General features: G+C 38.2%; 16 protein-coding genes. 13 read left to right on the forward strand and 3 right to left on the reverse strand.

Annotated features, from left to right (window positions below; genetic code table 11):
• Positions 1-166 precede the first annotated feature (166 nt).
• Both ACZ5V8_RS05375 and ACZ5V8_RS05380 read left to right on the forward strand, forming a co-directional pair.
• Positions 167-616 carry a heavy metal-responsive transcriptional regulator gene (locus ACZ5V8_RS05375; protein WP_464218665.1) on the forward strand — a complete coding sequence of 150 codons (450 nt, stop codon included), beginning with the start codon at positions 167-169 and terminating at the stop codon, positions 614-616.
• The gene (locus ACZ5V8_RS05380; RefSeq protein WP_464218667.1) at positions 609-2,861 is read left to right on the forward strand and encodes a heavy metal translocating P-type ATPase; all 2,253 of its coding nucleotides are present in this window, start codon (positions 609-611) and stop codon (positions 2,859-2,861) included. The genes ACZ5V8_RS05375 and ACZ5V8_RS05380 overlap by 8 nt, the downstream gene beginning before the upstream one ends.
• 149 nt (positions 2,862-3,010) lie before the next feature.
• Here the strand turns inward: ACZ5V8_RS05380 and ACZ5V8_RS05385 are convergent, their stop codons facing one another.
• Together ACZ5V8_RS05385 and ACZ5V8_RS05390 are read right to left on the reverse strand one after the other, a co-directional pair.
• Positions 3,011-3,880 carry a MipA/OmpV family protein gene (locus tag ACZ5V8_RS05385; RefSeq protein WP_464218668.1) on the reverse strand — a complete coding sequence of 290 codons (870 nt, stop codon included), beginning with the start codon at positions 3,878-3,880 and terminating at the stop codon, positions 3,011-3,013.
• 27 nt (positions 3,881-3,907) lie between these two features.
• The gene (locus ACZ5V8_RS05390) at positions 3,908-4,510 is read right to left on the reverse strand and encodes a UPF0149 family protein (RefSeq protein WP_464218669.1); all 603 of its coding nucleotides are present in this window, start codon (positions 4,508-4,510) and stop codon (positions 3,908-3,910) included.
• Positions 4,511-4,692: 182 nt separating this feature from the next.
• Here ACZ5V8_RS05390 and ACZ5V8_RS05395 point away from each other — a divergent pair, with 182 nt between their 5' ends.
• The 7 genes from ACZ5V8_RS05395 to ACZ5V8_RS05425 all read left to right on the forward strand — a co-directional run bounded on the left by ACZ5V8_RS05395 (position 4,693) and on the right by ACZ5V8_RS05425 (position 11,070).
• Positions 4,693-5,334 carry an AAA family ATPase gene (locus tag ACZ5V8_RS05395; RefSeq protein ID WP_440616109.1) on the forward strand — a complete coding sequence of 214 codons (642 nt, stop codon included), beginning with the start codon at positions 4,693-4,695 and terminating at the stop codon, positions 5,332-5,334.
• Positions 5,331-6,239, forward strand: a complete 909-nt coding sequence (locus ACZ5V8_RS05400) for a ParB/RepB/Spo0J family partition protein (protein ID WP_440616107.1) — start codon at positions 5,331-5,333, stop codon at positions 6,237-6,239. The genes ACZ5V8_RS05395 and ACZ5V8_RS05400 overlap by 4 nt, the downstream gene beginning before the upstream one ends.
• 25 nt (positions 6,240-6,264) lie before the next feature.
• The gene (locus tag ACZ5V8_RS05405) at positions 6,265-6,984 is read left to right on the forward strand and encodes a glutamine amidotransferase-related protein (protein ID WP_464218670.1); all 720 of its coding nucleotides are present in this window, start codon (positions 6,265-6,267) and stop codon (positions 6,982-6,984) included.
• Positions 6,968-7,852, forward strand: coding sequence for an SGNH/GDSL hydrolase family protein (locus ACZ5V8_RS05410; protein WP_464218671.1), 885 nt, complete (start codon positions 6,968-6,970; stop codon positions 7,850-7,852). Before ACZ5V8_RS05405 ends, ACZ5V8_RS05410 begins: the two co-directional genes overlap by 17 nt.
• 38 nt (positions 7,853-7,890) lie before the next feature.
• Positions 7,891-8,901: a glucokinase gene (locus ACZ5V8_RS05415; RefSeq protein ID WP_464218672.1), complete on the forward strand. Its 1,011-nt coding sequence runs from the start codon at positions 7,891-7,893 to the stop codon at positions 8,899-8,901.
• A gap of 108 nt (positions 8,902-9,009) precedes the next feature.
• Entirely contained in the window at positions 9,010-10,176 is a 1,167-nt protein-coding gene (locus ACZ5V8_RS05420; RefSeq protein WP_464218673.1) for an acyl-CoA desaturase, read from the forward strand.
• Positions 10,177-10,437: 261 nt separating this feature from the next.
• On the forward strand, positions 10,438-11,070 hold the full coding sequence (locus ACZ5V8_RS05425; protein WP_464218674.1) for a hypothetical protein: 633 nt from the start codon (positions 10,438-10,440) through the stop codon (positions 11,068-11,070).
• A 1-nt stretch (position 11,071) separates the two neighbouring features.
• On the opposite strand, the gene ACZ5V8_RS05430 is transcribed toward ACZ5V8_RS05425, so the two are convergent.
• On the reverse strand, positions 11,072-12,262 hold the full coding sequence (locus ACZ5V8_RS05430; RefSeq protein WP_464218675.1) for a Bcr/CflA family efflux MFS transporter: 1,191 nt from the start codon (positions 12,260-12,262) through the stop codon (positions 11,072-11,074).
• Positions 12,263-12,436: 174 nt separating this feature from the next.
• Between ACZ5V8_RS05430 and ACZ5V8_RS05435 the strand changes: the two genes are divergently transcribed.
• The 4 genes from ACZ5V8_RS05435 to ACZ5V8_RS05450 all read left to right on the forward strand — a co-directional run bounded on the left by ACZ5V8_RS05435 (position 12,437) and on the right by ACZ5V8_RS05450 (position 14,995).
• A complete protein-coding gene (locus ACZ5V8_RS05435) occupies positions 12,437-13,213 on the forward strand; it encodes a type III pantothenate kinase (RefSeq protein ID WP_464218676.1) in 777 nt (258 codons plus the stop codon).
• 13 nt (positions 13,214-13,226) lie between these two features.
• The gene (gene folE / locus ACZ5V8_RS05440; protein ID WP_440616096.1) at positions 13,227-13,802 is read left to right on the forward strand and encodes a GTP cyclohydrolase I FolE; all 576 of its coding nucleotides are present in this window, start codon (positions 13,227-13,229) and stop codon (positions 13,800-13,802) included.
• A gap of 88 nt (positions 13,803-13,890) precedes the next feature.
• Positions 13,891-14,472, forward strand: a complete 582-nt coding sequence (locus ACZ5V8_RS05445) for a DUF4823 domain-containing protein (RefSeq protein WP_464218677.1) — start codon at positions 13,891-13,893, stop codon at positions 14,470-14,472.
• On the forward strand, positions 14,465-14,995 hold the full coding sequence (locus tag ACZ5V8_RS05450) for a M15 family metallopeptidase (protein WP_440616093.1): 531 nt from the start codon (positions 14,465-14,467) through the stop codon (positions 14,993-14,995). The genes ACZ5V8_RS05445 and ACZ5V8_RS05450 overlap by 8 nt, the downstream gene beginning before the upstream one ends.
• Positions 14,996-15,043 lie beyond the last annotated feature (48 nt).

Genomic DNA, 15,043 nt, shown 5'->3' on the forward strand with positions numbered 1-15,043 from the left:
AGATATATTTATTAAGTACTCATTACCTTATTGGTTATTTTCATCACTTTAAAGTGTACTATTTTTTGCTTAACTTAAATTTCTTAAATAATTTCAAACTAATTCATTGACCTTAACCCTAAGGTTAATCTTATATTATACCCATCGTAAATCATCTGGAGATGTTATGAATATTGGTGAGCTTTCGCAGCAATTAGGGATTACAACGGTCACTTTAAGGCATTATGAAAAGATTGGCTTATTAAAACCCAAGCGTAGTACCAGTGGCTACCGTCAGTATGATGAATCAACCATTGATAAAATAAAATTTATTGAAAATGCCAAATATATAGGCTTTAGTTTGGCAGAAATTTCTGAGTTATTTGCCATGGAGGGTAAAAACCTATCAAGTGCTGAAATTAAGCAAAGAGTCGGACAAAAACTAGAAGATGTTAATGAGAAAATCACATTATTGACAAAGTTAAAGCAGCATCTTACAAAGCTTGAGCAGTCTTGTGACGGCAAGGCAGAAAGCAAAGACTGTCCAATTTTAAAAGACCTTTATCAAAATCAAAAAAATGGGAAAAAGCTGCAAGGAACAACAAGAAGTAAAAAGGAGCAAGCTAATAATGAGTGATGCAAGAATAAATCAGTATGCGTTTGCATTGAAAAATGTCTCATGTATGAGCTGTGTTGGTAAGATTGAATCGGCTCTTATTAAAACACCAGAAATCACAGAAGGGCGTGTTAATTTTGCTGAGAGAACCCTGCATGTTAAGACCAGCCTTAAAGCACTAGATATTATTCAATGCCTAAAGCAATCAGGTTATATTGCCGAACAAATTACAGAGGACTCAGAGAAAGACACATTAGCTGAAAAACCTAAGCTATGGCAAAAGGTAATTATCCCTGGCATTTTTGGCTTATTTTTAATGTTCTATGGTATGAGCCCATACTCACCAGCAATTATGCCGCATAGTATCAATATATTTTGGCTGATTATGTCTTTGATAACAGTCGTTATTATGGTAACGGCAGCAGGACACATATATAAATCAGCCTATAAAGCCTTTTTGCAGCATCATGCAACAATGGATACACTTATCAGCCTAGGCACATTAGCTGCGTGGATTTATTCAATGATTGTGATTATGCTGCCAGAGATGATTCCTGAAAATGCCAGACATAATTATCTTGAGGCAGCACTCATTATCATAGCACTGGTTAATCTTGGTGCTTGGTTAGAGCAAAAAGCGCGTGGCAAAACATCCGAAGCGATTAAACAACTTATTGATTTGAAACCCAAATTTGCCTATCGTATTAATGCTGATGGACAAGAAGAAAAGGTTGCTATTGATCAATTGAAACTGGGTGATCTAATCCGTGTTAAGCCAGGATCTAAAATTGCATTAGATGGTGAAGTTGTCGAGGGCAGCTCTTATGTTGATGAATCGATGTTAACCGGTGAACCTGTCGCCGTTGCAAAATCCACAGCAGACAACGTATTCTCAGGTACTATTAACAAAACAGGTAGTTTTAGCTATCGTGTGACCAAACTGACTAAAGATACGGTACTTTCGCAAATCATTGCTTTGGTGAAACAAGCACAAAATACCAAGCCATCTATTGCACGCTTTGCCGATACGGTATCAGGTTATTTTGTCCCTTTTGTCATATTGTGTGCAATTGCAGCAGCACTTGTTTGGTTTAATTTAGGATTTGGCATAGGTTTTGTGCTCGTGACAGGCATTACGGTACTTGTGATTGCCTGTCCATGCGCACTAGGTTTGGCAACGCCAATTTCCATTATTGTTGGTATGGGTAAAGCCGCACAATTGGGTATTTTAATCAAGAATGGTGAAGCCTTACAAACTGCAAGTAAAATCACCCATGTGCTATTAGATAAAACCGGTACGATTACGAAAGGGCAACCTGAGGTTGTTAGTGTAACTTGTGTAGATGGCATGAGTGAACAGGATTTATTAAAAATAGCGGCAAGTTTAGAGGCACATTCTGAGCATCCATTGGCTGAGGCAATTGTCAAAAAAGTGTTAAACTCAGCAGAGTTATTACCCGTCAATAATTTCCAGAGTCATACCGGACTTGGTGTGACAGGCGAGGTTAATAATGAGCCTGTTATTATTGGTAATCATAAACTTATGGCAAATCATGGACTTGAAAATCTCAAGTTAAAAGCACTTGCCACAACTAAAAGCTATGAAGGTCAAACGGTAATGTATGTAGCAATTAACAAGGTATTAATTGGCATTATCGCCGTTGCTGACCCTATTAAAGCAGATGCTAAAGAAGCTATTGATACATTTAAACGCAATAATATCCAAATTACGATGATCACAGGGGATAATAAACAAACCGCACAAGCAATTGCTAAAACACTTGGTATAGATAATGTCTTAGCCGAAAGTATGCCTGAGGATAAACTCATGCATATCAAAACCTTACAACAGAAAAATGAAGTGATTATTGCCATGGTTGGCGATGGGATTAATGACGCGCCAGCATTAGCACAAGCCGATGTGGGTTTTGCCATTGGTAATGGTACGGATATTGCGATAGAAAGTGCAGATATTACCTTGATGCGCAGCTCTCTTATAGGTGTTGTTGATGCTATTTTAGTCTCACGCGCTACGATGAAGAATATCAAACAAAATTTATTTGGCGCTTTTATTTATAATGGCTTAAGTATTCCAGTGGCAGCTGGCGTGTTATTTCCTATTTTTGGTGTGCTTTTAAGTCCGATGATTGCAGCAGCGGCAATGGCTGCATCATCGTTAACAGTCGTAACCAACGCCAACCGTTTACGATTTTTTAAAGTTAAAAGAATTGAAAACAATAATACAGTTCAAGGAGAAGCAGCATGATTACGGTTATTGTGAATGTTCTATTAATCATTGTCGCCATGTTTGTAGTGTATTGGTTTTGGCTGTCATAAGCTCCCCCAAAGGAGTTTATTACTTTAGTTGCCAGATGAATATGTATCAAGGCACAGTTGTTGAGTAATTAGTAGATGTTATAGAGCAAAGTTATAAGTAAACGAAACAACCGTTGTAAAAATATATTGATTGCTAACCATTGGGCTATTGTAAATGTCATTCGATAAGCGATTTAGTCTGGTGGCAATGAAAAGATTCCAATGTTTTGAGAAGTTTACTGCTGTCATCAAACCAACATAAGGGCTAAGTGCGCCATTTGTTGTATATTGTGGCAAACCTGATCGTTGTGACTGAGATGCTGTAATCCCGTAGTAATAATCGGTGATTGCCTTGCTGCTATAACTTAAACCAATTGAAGGAGTGACAAAGAAAAGCAAATTTTTATTTACTGGCAATATTAGGCGCTTACGATATTCAGCGCTTAGCAAATAACCATTGGTGCGCGTTGTGACATCAATATTAGCAGCGAATGCTAAGTCACCATAAGTGCTTTTGAAGCCTTGCGTTAGTCCCAACATCACAAGGTAGTTGCGATTATCAAGCTGTTGTAACTGCGGATCATCACTTTGGTTAGCTCTAAATGTCTCAGGATATAGAAATAACTGTGCCTGTGTTTTAGTGTGCTTAGTATTTAAAAACCGGTAAGCAATATATGGACCATTGATCGAGAGATCTTCACCTTGATAGCTAATGACGGGGATGGGTAAGATGGTTGGCGAGGTGTTTTTGTAAGGGTTTGGCGAGAAAATACCACCAAAGCCAATGCCAAAAGGATACGCTTCTGGTTTGAATGCTTTGTATTCAGTATTCAGTTGTTTCGTTTTGCTATTGTCAGTTTCTGAGATTATCTTGGTATTGTTGTTTGCGGTATGGATGTCAGAGTATGCAAGCGAAGAAAGCGCCAACAAAAGACAAAAAGATGTTTTAGCGAGGTCTTTTTTCATCATACAGAAATAGTCCTATTTTATTTTGTCTTATTTTGCGCTCGGGTTGCTGCAAATTAATGCATATAACTGAATGATCAAATCAGTGAGTCTCTCTAATGATTTATTACGTTGATCTAATGACAGATGCTCGAAATCGCAATCATCATCAAACCCTAAAATATCATCAATAACGGCTTCAATTTGCGGGTTTAATATCCAAGCATCTACGAAGTACTCAAAGCCACGTTCAAAACCATCAAGCCATAAATCAATTGCAGGTAATGCTTGATCACTATGCATCTCGTGATAAACAAGTGGTTCAAACTCAGTTAGTTCATTGGCAAATGCTTTTTTCAGACGACTGTGTTCAGCAATTAACAGTTTAATTAGCTTTTCTTTTTCTGTCTCAGATTTAAATTGAGGTAGTGCGTCTTCTTGCCAAACACCTTCTAACCAATCTTCATGATCTATCATGTCAGGGCAAAGCAATACAGCTGTCAGATACCCATCTAACATGGATAAAGAAAAAATATGCTCATCTTTATCAAAATCATCGGCAGGCTCCGGATATAAATTAAGAAGCAGATCATCGAGCTCGTTGGCTTTATTTGAATCAAATTTAGTGGCTTTGCTTGAGGCTTTGTTATGCATAATGCATCCTTGTTATTTATCATTTTTTGAAAGATGCTGGAGAGTATAGTTAAACTTAGCAAGCGAATCAAAATAAACACTAAGTTACATGAACAATAAAGCAAAAAAGCCATGGCAGAAAGTCTGTAAAATGCTTGATGAGTGTTATATACTGACACAAGCATTAAACGTAACTTAATCAGTTGAAGATGAAGACAGCAAAAGTAATTGCCCTTTTACAGCAAAAAGGGGGCTCTGGTAAGACAACAACCGCAATGAATATTTATGGTGGACTTAAGGAATTAGGTCATTCTGTATTAGTTGTTGATATGGATAAAGACAAGCCAGATGCTTGGTCGTGGGCGGCTAAAAATGAAGATTCGGCTGATAATGTTATTCAAGTGGATGAAAAGCACGCCAGAGAGGCAATTGCAGAAGTCAAATCAAAGGTGGATTATATCGTTATTGATACACCACCGAATTTCCAAACAGCTGCCTTAAAGGCTGCTTTATTAGCTGATTTAGTAATTATTCCAGCAGCCCCTAGTGGTATGGACTTATCTGGACTTCTGGAAGCAAAGGATTTAGCTTTAACTGCTGATCGCCCTTATAAGCTACTTGCTAATCGCGTTGTTAAAGGGTCGAATATGTCACGCAGTTTGCTTAATGTGCTTGCAGAAGAGGGTAAATCTTTTAGTACGTTTATTCCACAAAGTGTTAAGTTTGTTGAAGCTGAGGCCTCTGGCATGTATATCGGTGATTACGCGCCTGAGAGCAATGTACATGTTCAGGTCAGAAGATTAGCCAAGGAAATCGTGGCCTCATTCTTAAGGGTGACTGCATGAGTGCCAAAATATCCTTAGCCAATAGAAAAAGGGTGCATGAATTAGGCAGTGTTGATGGCAGTGCTGATAATAAAAAGGAAGCGCTACTGGCGCTTAAGCTTAAAACCTTAAATGAGCATGCAGCACAATCAGGTGGATTGCTTAATATCAATTTAAATGAATTAATGCCAGATCCCAATCAGCCGCGTAAAATCTTTAGAAATATTGACACTTTAGCGCAGAGTATCGCGCAAAAGGGTATTATCCAACCGATTATTGTAACACCTAAAAAAGATGATGGTTTTTATCATATCATTGCCGGTGAGCGTAGGTTTAGAGCGGCAAAAGAGCTCAAGCTTGAAAGTGTGCCATGCATTTTACGTGATGAAGCGGACAATGATATTTTAATTATCCAACTGCTTGAGAATGAGCAACGTGAAAAAGTTTCTCCCTTTGAAGAAGCGGACGCTTTGACTGAGCTGGTGATGAAGCGTAAAGTGAATAAAGCAGAAGTTGCTGAGTCTTTAGGGCGTGAACCAAGTTGGGTATCGATGCGCTTAAAACTTGCCAAATCGTCACAAGCAATTCGCCTGTTAAGTCAGGATGGTTTGATCGATGATGTCCGTACATTGTATGAATTGAAAAAGCTTGAAGATGAATTACCGCAAGTTGCCAATCAATTTGTGCAAAAAGTGCGAGAGAATAAAATTCATGGCGCTTATCGTCAAGCGATCAAGCGTGCTAAAGAAACATGGTATAAGAAACAAGAAAAGCTTGACAATAAAGAAAGCTCCATTCAGATTGAGGAAATCTTGAATTTAGATGATGGCTTAATTGGTTTTAAAGCAGATAAAGAACATGCCAGTAAACTCTATACGTTCAAGTTATCAAAAGCGGCTTTGATGCAGCTCAAAGAGATGATTTAACGAGTTGAGGTTCAAAGAGATCTTAATGAAAATAGCCTTACTGCAAGCGGATCATATTCCGGAATATCGCCACTGTGTTTCAGGGGGAAATTACCCTGATATGTTTGCCAATCTTTTTTTGAAAGTCTCAACCATTGTCGATATTGATGTTTTTGATGTGACCGTTGGTAATTACCCAAAAGATATTAATCATTATGATAAGTTTATTATTACGGGTAGTAAAGCGACATCATTTGAACGCCTGCCATGGATTTGTGTGCTAGAGGATTATATAAAGCAGCTTTTTAGTTTACACAAAAAGATGATTGGTATTTGCTTTGGTCATCAAATCCTAGCACAGGCCTTAGGTGGACGCGTTGAGCGCTCTGTGAAAGGTTGGGGTATTGGTGTACAGTGTATTAAAATACTTGAAAGACAAACTTGGATGTGTCCGTTTAACGATCATCTAAGCTTGGCTTTCTATCATCAAGATCAAGTGGTTGAGCTGCCAAAAAGTGCCACTTTAATTGCCACAAACACCTTTTGTCCTGTACAGATGTTTATCATTGATAATTTGGTATGGGGAATGCAAGCTCATCCTGAAATGTTGCGTGCGCATAATCATTTATTAATAAAAGAGCAAAAAGAAGCATTATCACATTGCTTTGAGTCAGGTATAGATAGCTTGAGAATGCGTGATCACGGTAGGGTAGTTGCGCAATGGATGGTTAATTTTTTTGAAGGAGCTGATGATGACTGTTGGTAGTATTGTAGTATTTGGCGATAGCCTACAAGATAATGGCAATATAATTAAAACACTGGAAATTCCGGGCGAGCCTTATGATCGTGGTCGCTTTAGTGATGGATTGGTCGCCTGTGAGTATCTTGGCAAGATGCTCAAAGAAAAGCAGCAAACAATAGCGGATATTAACGTAAATAACTATGCTATAGGTGGCGCATGCACCTCAGGTAAAAATCCAAAATCACTATTAACAGTGCATGCTTTTTCAGTGCAAAATCAGATTGATCGCTATGTTGCACAACAAGGGCGCTTTGCTGATGACGCACTTATTATGCTAAATGGAGGTGGCAATAATTTCTTATTTGCCGTGCATAATGAAAAGCCTTTTTTAAACCTGCCCGCAGTCTATCGCGTTGCCAGTGATTTACTTTCTAGCATTGATCGCGTTATTAAGCTAGGGGCTAAGAGGATTGTTGTTTGGAATGTGCCGGATGTGACTGTCGCACCCGCTTATGAGGTGACCCCCTTTCCAAAACCGATAGTTGTTTGGCTTAAGAAATACATCAAGCGCAATATTGTTAAGCAAAATAAGCAGCTTGAAAGCGGTGTCAATAAGCTTAAAGAAAAATACCCTTTCGTACAGATTTATTTATTTGATGCTTATACCTTATTGCACGAAGCGTTAGAAACACCAATGGCATTTGGTTTTGATAATGCAACTGAAGCCTGTATTAAAAGCTTTGGTGGTGTTGATGCTAATGGTGAAATCCAAACAGACATTCCCATTGAGCATGATCCACAAACACACTTGTTTTGGGACTATGTGCATCCAACAACAAAAGCACAAAAGATGCTTGCTGAAAAAATATTTGACTTACTACATCCGCTGTAGTGAATTATTAACCATATTAAATAACAAGGATAAACAAGATGATCGTATTAGCTGGTGATGTTGGTGGAACCAATACACGCTTGCAATTGACTGAGTGTAACAATAAAAAGTCAAAAGTATTATTTGCTAAAAAATATTTGGCGGTTGATTTTAAAAGTTTATCTGCCATTATTGAGAAGTTTCTTGCTGAATCTAAAGTTGATAAAGTGCTGATTAAAGCCGCTTGCATTGCAGTGGCAGGCCCTGTTAAAGATGGTGCGATTGAGTTTACCAACCTACCGTGGGGGCTCACGGAAACTGAATTAGCTGAAGTATTAACCCTAGATATTAGTAAGGTTAAATTGATCAATGATTTTGCCTCGATTGGCTATGGTCTAGATTCGCTAGAAGCTAAAGATTTGATCTGTTTACAAGAAACACCAATTGATCAAAATGCACCTATTGCGATGGTTGGTGCTGGCACGGGCATTGGTATGGGAATCGTCACTAAACATGACAACAAGACTTTTGTTTACCCAAGTGAAGGAGGACATCAAGACTTTGCCCCTGTAGACGATGAACAAATTGGTTTGTTTCAATTTTTAAAGAAGAAACTTCATCGCGTCTCAATTGAGCGTATTTGCTGCGGCCCTGGTCTTGTTAACATCTATAAATATGTGGTTGCTAACCCTTTATACAATCAGCCGGAGTCACCTGAGTTAAGGCGTGATATGCACAAAGGTGGCGATCAAGCGCAATTAATCACGCAATATGCTGTTGAAAAGGGTGATCCGATGTCATTAAGGGCTGTGGATATCTTTATTCGGGTTTATGGTGCAGTTGCTGGGAATATGGCGCTTGCCACTTTGCCAAAACGTGGGCTTTATATTGTCGGTGGCATTGCGCCAAAGCTTATTACACAAATGCAAGATGGTCGCTTTATGAAAAACTTTCATGACAAAGGACGTATGACAGGCTTAATGAAAGAGATTCCGGTTTTTGTTGTGATGGATACTGATGTTGGTATTAAAGGGGCGAGCGCTTTTGCCTTATCGTTGTGCGAAAAATAATCCTAGTATTTTTAGATATTTGCGATAAGATGGGTAGTGAAGCTTTTTGATTATTTTTTTCTACGCTTTCACATTTTTTTTGCTGAATTAACTTAAAAAAGGAGATATATGCAAAACAATACAGAAAAACGACCACTAGACATTGTCAGTGTGTCGGTTTTAACATTAACACCGATTGCGGCATTAATATTCATTCCCTATTATGCCGTCACTTATGGCTTTTCGTTAGCTGATTGGCTTTGGTTTGCCTTTTTTATGATAGCAACCGGTTTGTCGATTACTGCAGGCTATCATCGCTTATGGTCGCATCGCGCTTATAAGGCAAAAGCACCCCTTAAGATCTTTTTTATGCTATTTGGTGCGGCAGCTTTACAAAACAGTATTATCAAATGGTCATCAGACCATCGTAAGCATCACCGCCATGTTGATGATAAAGAACTAGACCCTTATGCAGCAACGAAGGGCTTTTGGTATAGTCATTTCACTTGGATGTTAAGAGAATTACCAAAGAAAGTAGGCAAAATCGAAAACGTTAATGATCTTGAGAAAGATAAAATTGTTGCTTTCCAACATAAATATTATGTGCCATTAGCTATCTTTATGTGTGTATTGCTGCCAATGCTTATCGGTGCGACCTATGGTAGTATCGGAGGTTGTTTGTTGTTGGCAGGCTTACTGCGCTTAGTGCTTAATCATCATTTTACATTCTTTATTAATTCGTTGGCGCACGTTTGGGGTAAACAAAAATACTCAGATGAGAATACTGCGCGAGATAATCCTATTTTGTCATTAGTAACTTATGGCGAAGGCTATCATAACTATCATCACAAATACGCTGGTGACTATCGTAATGGTGTTAAATGGTATGACTTTGATCCTTCAAAATGGATTATTTTTAGCGCGTCAAAAATTGGCTGGGCATATGATCTGAAAACCACACCAAAACCCGTGATTGAAGCAGCTCGCGCGTCGATGCAATTAAAACAAGCACAAAACAAACTTAAAGATAAGCGTTATATTAAATTGGTTGTTGATTTTGAGCAGCGTCTAGAGACGCAATACAAGTTACTTTTTGATAGCATCAAAGATTGGGCAAAAGCCAAGCAAGCTTGTCTACAAGCAAAAAAGGATAAACTGTCTTCAACACAAATTATTCAACTTAAAGAGCGCTATAAGGAATTAAAGCGTCAATTCAAAACTGAACGCAAAGTATGGCGTGTGATGGCATATTCATCAGCTAAATTTGCTAAGTCACAAAATGGACGTGCTGCTTAGTAATGAATCAATAATAATTTGCGTCAGCTAGTACCTCTCCCCTTGTGAGAGAGGTCGTGCAGCTTAAGTTGCACGGGTGAGGGGTGCAATTGAAGCTCAACTTATTTTTGCATTATTACTTAGAATGCATTTCAATCTTTTATATCTAGTGCTTGTTTCCTTAAGTTTTCGTTAAGATTTCCCTTTTAATTTTGTTATGTTTTAAGCATAATCAATCTTTTGATTGGTGATTTAAATTAACTTAACACTTAAGGAATTAGCATGAAAAAATTATTATTATCTTTGGGTTTAATTGCCGTCTCTAGTGCCGCTTTTGCCGCTACATATCAAGTTTACAATGAGCCAACTACTAATGCTAAAGTGGTGTCTGAGCTCACCGATCAGAATCAAAATCAATATATTCAATTCTTCCAAAAAGGTGATTGGATTAAAGTTGCCGATACAAAAACAGGACAAGTGGGCTGGGTGAATACGGCACAAGTTAAGCATGCGCAAATGCAAACACAATACCAACAAGCAGTCAATGCACTTAATATGCAGCAAAAACAGTTAAATGCTGAACGTCAAGCATTTGAGCAAAGATATCAACAAGCAGCACATAAGCTTCAACAGCAAATGCAGCAGCTGAAGCAGCAAATGGGTCAAGCACAGTCACAAAATGTACCAACGCAAGCAGCAGCTCAGCCTGCACAAAAAACGGTAGTATCAAATGCCAGTCCGAATGCCAATGCTAATCAGATGCAGCGTTCATTTAATGCCGTAAGCATTCAAACCAATCAAGACGGCAAAACTGCGACAGTAACCAGAGAGTGGTTAGGCAAAGATGGCAAAATGCAAAAAGAAGTCAAGAAAGTGCCCGTTAGTGAACTGCAAAAGATGCATTTAAACTTTTAATTTAACTTACTTTCACAATACGTGAGCGCTGACTCATCATCACGCTCACTAGTGCACATACAGATAATACCGATAAAATAATAGCTAAAGGCAACTGGTTCTTTAAAGGAATAAAGGCAGCTAATGCCGTTAATAATCCAGCACCGAAGTTTTGTACACCACCCAAAACAGCTCCTGCTGTTCCGGCAATGCTTGGGAATTCTTCTAACGCTTTGGTCGTCGCAGTAGGGAAAATCAGACCGCACCCTAAGAAATACAAACAGCCTGGCAGAATAATGCTTAAGCTTGTTACGCCAAATATATAATAGGACAAACCAAGTGCAATACCGCTAATCAAAAGGGTAAAACAACCACTGAGCAATAGATAATCAAGGCTATAGCGTCGTGCCAGGTGCGCTGAGAGGAAGCTTCCAAACATATAACAAGGCAAAGGGATAATAAACAACAAGCTAGCAACTGCCGGAGAAAGTTTTAAAACAGAGGTAAACAAAGCACCTGAGCTAACTTCAAATACAGCAATGCCAGCATTGGCAACGATCAGTAAAATAAGATTGATGATAAAGTTACCATTGGTTAATACGGTTTTATATTTAGCTAAAAGATTGCCTTTGCTTGATTTCTGCTTATTAGTTTCAGGAAAAAAAAGCCATTGAATGATAAGCAGCAGAATGCCATAAATCGTAAGAAAGATAAAGATAGCGCGCCAACTATGAAGATCAGTAAAAATCCCCCCTAGTAATGGGGCAAGTAATGGTGCAAAAATAAGTGCAATTGCCATAATGCTATTGGCGCTATGAAGTTTCGTACCAGAATATAGATCACGCATTACAGTTCGCGCCATGACACCCGCAACAGCAATACCGCTTCCTTGTAGGAAGCTTGCCATTAACAGTGTGGCAAAGTGCGTTGCAAAAACAGCTAAGATAGATCCCAGTGCAAAAAAGAAAACACCAATCAAAATCATTGGTTTGCGACCAAAGCGATCGGAATAAGGACCATAAAAGAATTGCAATAAACCATAAGGAAATAGGTAACAAGCGATGACCGCTTGCATGCGCCCAACGCTAACGGAAAACTCATGTGCCATTTGCGTTAATGCAGGTACGTAAATGGTATTGGTCATTTGCCCTGCGGCAGTGAGCAAAATAATAAGCAATAAAATGCGATAAAAATGACGATCAAAATTAGCCATGTTTATACTTCAATAACTAGGGTTGAATAAACTTGCCGCCATCATAACGCAAACCATAAAAAATAATAGCCTCAGACACTGAAAAAACATGGATTAATGCTGTAAATGAATGAATGATGTGTATATACTGCGACTTAAACTAAGCAGAAATATTTAAAAGACAGAAAAAGATAAATGTTACTTACTTTAGATGTTGGCAACTCTCATATTCATGCGGGTGTTTTTGACCATGATGAATTGATATTACAGTTTCGTTATACTACGGCATCAGCACATGGTAGCTCAGATCAAATAGGTATTTTTCTAAGGCAAGCATTGAGTGAAAATAGTCTTGATCCAAATAAAATAAAGGGTGTTGCTATTGCCTCTGTGGTGCCGGCAATTAATTATTCACTGCGTTCTGCCATTTTAAAGTATTTTGATTTTGAACCATTTTTCTTGCAACCTGGTGTCAAAACAGGCTTAAAGATGCAAGTAGCGACACCCAAAGATGTTGGTGCTGATCGAATTGCAGGGTGCATTGCCGCTGTTGAGTTATTTGCTAACAAAGATATTTTGGTGATTGATTTGGGTACAGCGACAGTTTTTGATGTCGTGCGTAAAGATAAAGCCTATTTAAGTGGTGCTATTTTGCCAGGAGTACGTATTTCTCTAGAAGCGTTAAGTAGTAATGCTGCCCAGCTTTCGTCAGTGAGTATTGTCAAGCCAATGATGGCAATAGGTAAAGATACTGATACTAATCTGCAATCAGGTATTTACTATGGGCATTTGGGTGCATTAAAAGAGCTTAAATCAGCAATGATTCAGGAATTAAAAACAGACCTAAATGCGGTTATAACGATTGCAACCGGCGGTTTTTCACAATTATTTAATGTTCCAGGATTATTTGATGCCATTGTGCCAGACTTGGTATTGCAAGGCATTAAAATAGCATTTGATAAAAATAAATAATGAAGTACAAATCATGATAAAAAAACCAAACGCTAAACAAGCTGAAGAAGCAATAAAAACTTTATTAGAATACATCGGTGAAGACCCTAATCGTGAAGGGTTAATTGAAACACCAAAGCGTGTTATTAAGTCATATGCTGAGTTTTTCAAGGGGTACGAGGAAGAACCAGATGAAATCTTATCAAAGACATTTGAAGATGTTGAAGGCTATGATGAAATTGTACTTTTAAAAAATATGCGCTTAGAGTCCTACTGTGAGCATCATATGGTGCCAATTATCGGTAAAGCACATGTTGCTTATCTGCCTAACGGCAAAGTCGTAGGCATTAGCAAAATAGCGCGTGTGTTAGATGTGTTTGCCAAACGCTTACAAACACAAGAGCGTTTGACAATGCAAATTGCCTTGGCAATTGAAAAAGCATTAGCGCCCAAAGGTGTTGCAGTGATTATTGATTCAATGCATCAGTGCATGACAACACGCGGGGTACACAAGTCTGAAACCTCTACAGTCACAAGTTGTATGCGTGGAATTTTTAGAAAAGATGAGAAAAGTCGCAGTGAATTGATGTCACTGATTTCAGGGCTGTAAGAAAAGTTAAAAAAAAGCGCTGCGTTTACTTGGTCTAAGCATTATAGTCTGTATAATATTTGTATCGTAAGTTTTATTTTTAACAACAATGAAAAAGCTTTTTTTAGGTCTCTGCTTTTTAATGACAGGTTGTGCGAGCACGCATGAAATCGTTGCTAACTCGATGCAAAAGACAGTTGCAGCTCAAAGTAATGATATCCATTTTCGTGATGGGTTAGTAAAGTTACCTAAGGATGCTACGGCATATATGGCATATCCCAATAATGGTTATGATGATTTACGCAGTTATCCTGAAAGTGCCAAGGAAACACTGTTAATTTTGAATGATGCACTAAAAGATCACTTTAAAACCTTGACGCTTGCATCACATTTCCAATCGGCACAGTTTGAATACTTAGCCGCGCGGAATAAAAAATATGACTACTTTATTTTGCCTAGAATCAGTAAATGGACAGAAAGTTATACATTATTAACCGGTGTTGCCGATCAAGTTGAGTTAAGTATTAAAATATATGATCTAAGAACGAACCAACTCATTGATGAAGTGCATATTAACAGCACAAGCTCAAAAATGCCAGGCTTTGAGAAAACACCGCTTGAGTTATTGCATGAACCATTAACTGCAATTGCCGAGAATTTATTTATGCAAGGAAAGCCAGCTGATGCCTAGTAATAATCACAAACTTGATAGTGCTTATGCAATTTTGCCAATAGCATTTGCAGATAATACAAATCAACCATTTTTTAAAGAGTGTCCAGAGTCGAGACTCATTTGTGGCGGTAAAGATGTTTTTGATCGAGATTATTATATGCAGCATGAGGCATATCATGCATGGCAAAAAATGCAGCAAAGCGCTTTGCAAGAAGGTGTTAACTTGATGGTTGTTTCAGCATTTCGTAGTTACTTGTATCAAGCCAATATTATTTTAAATAAGTTAAATAAAGGCTTATTGCTAGAACATATTTTAAAAGTTTCTGCTTTGCCTGGGTTTAGTGAACATCATACGGGCTGCGCTTTGGATTTCACCTCAGATGAGGAGTGTGAAGTGCTAACAGAAAGTTTTGAGCAAACCAAAGCCTTTAAATGGCTGTCAATGCATGCCCATGAGTTTCAATTCACTTTAAGCTATCCACGAGACAATGTTTATGGGTTTATTTATGAACCTTGGCATTGGTGTTATAAAACATCTTAAGTTGTGCTATGATTCACGATCTTAGTGAATACCGATTTTAAACCATTA

The organism is Cysteiniphilum sp. GTC20157 (assembly GCF_055396795.1).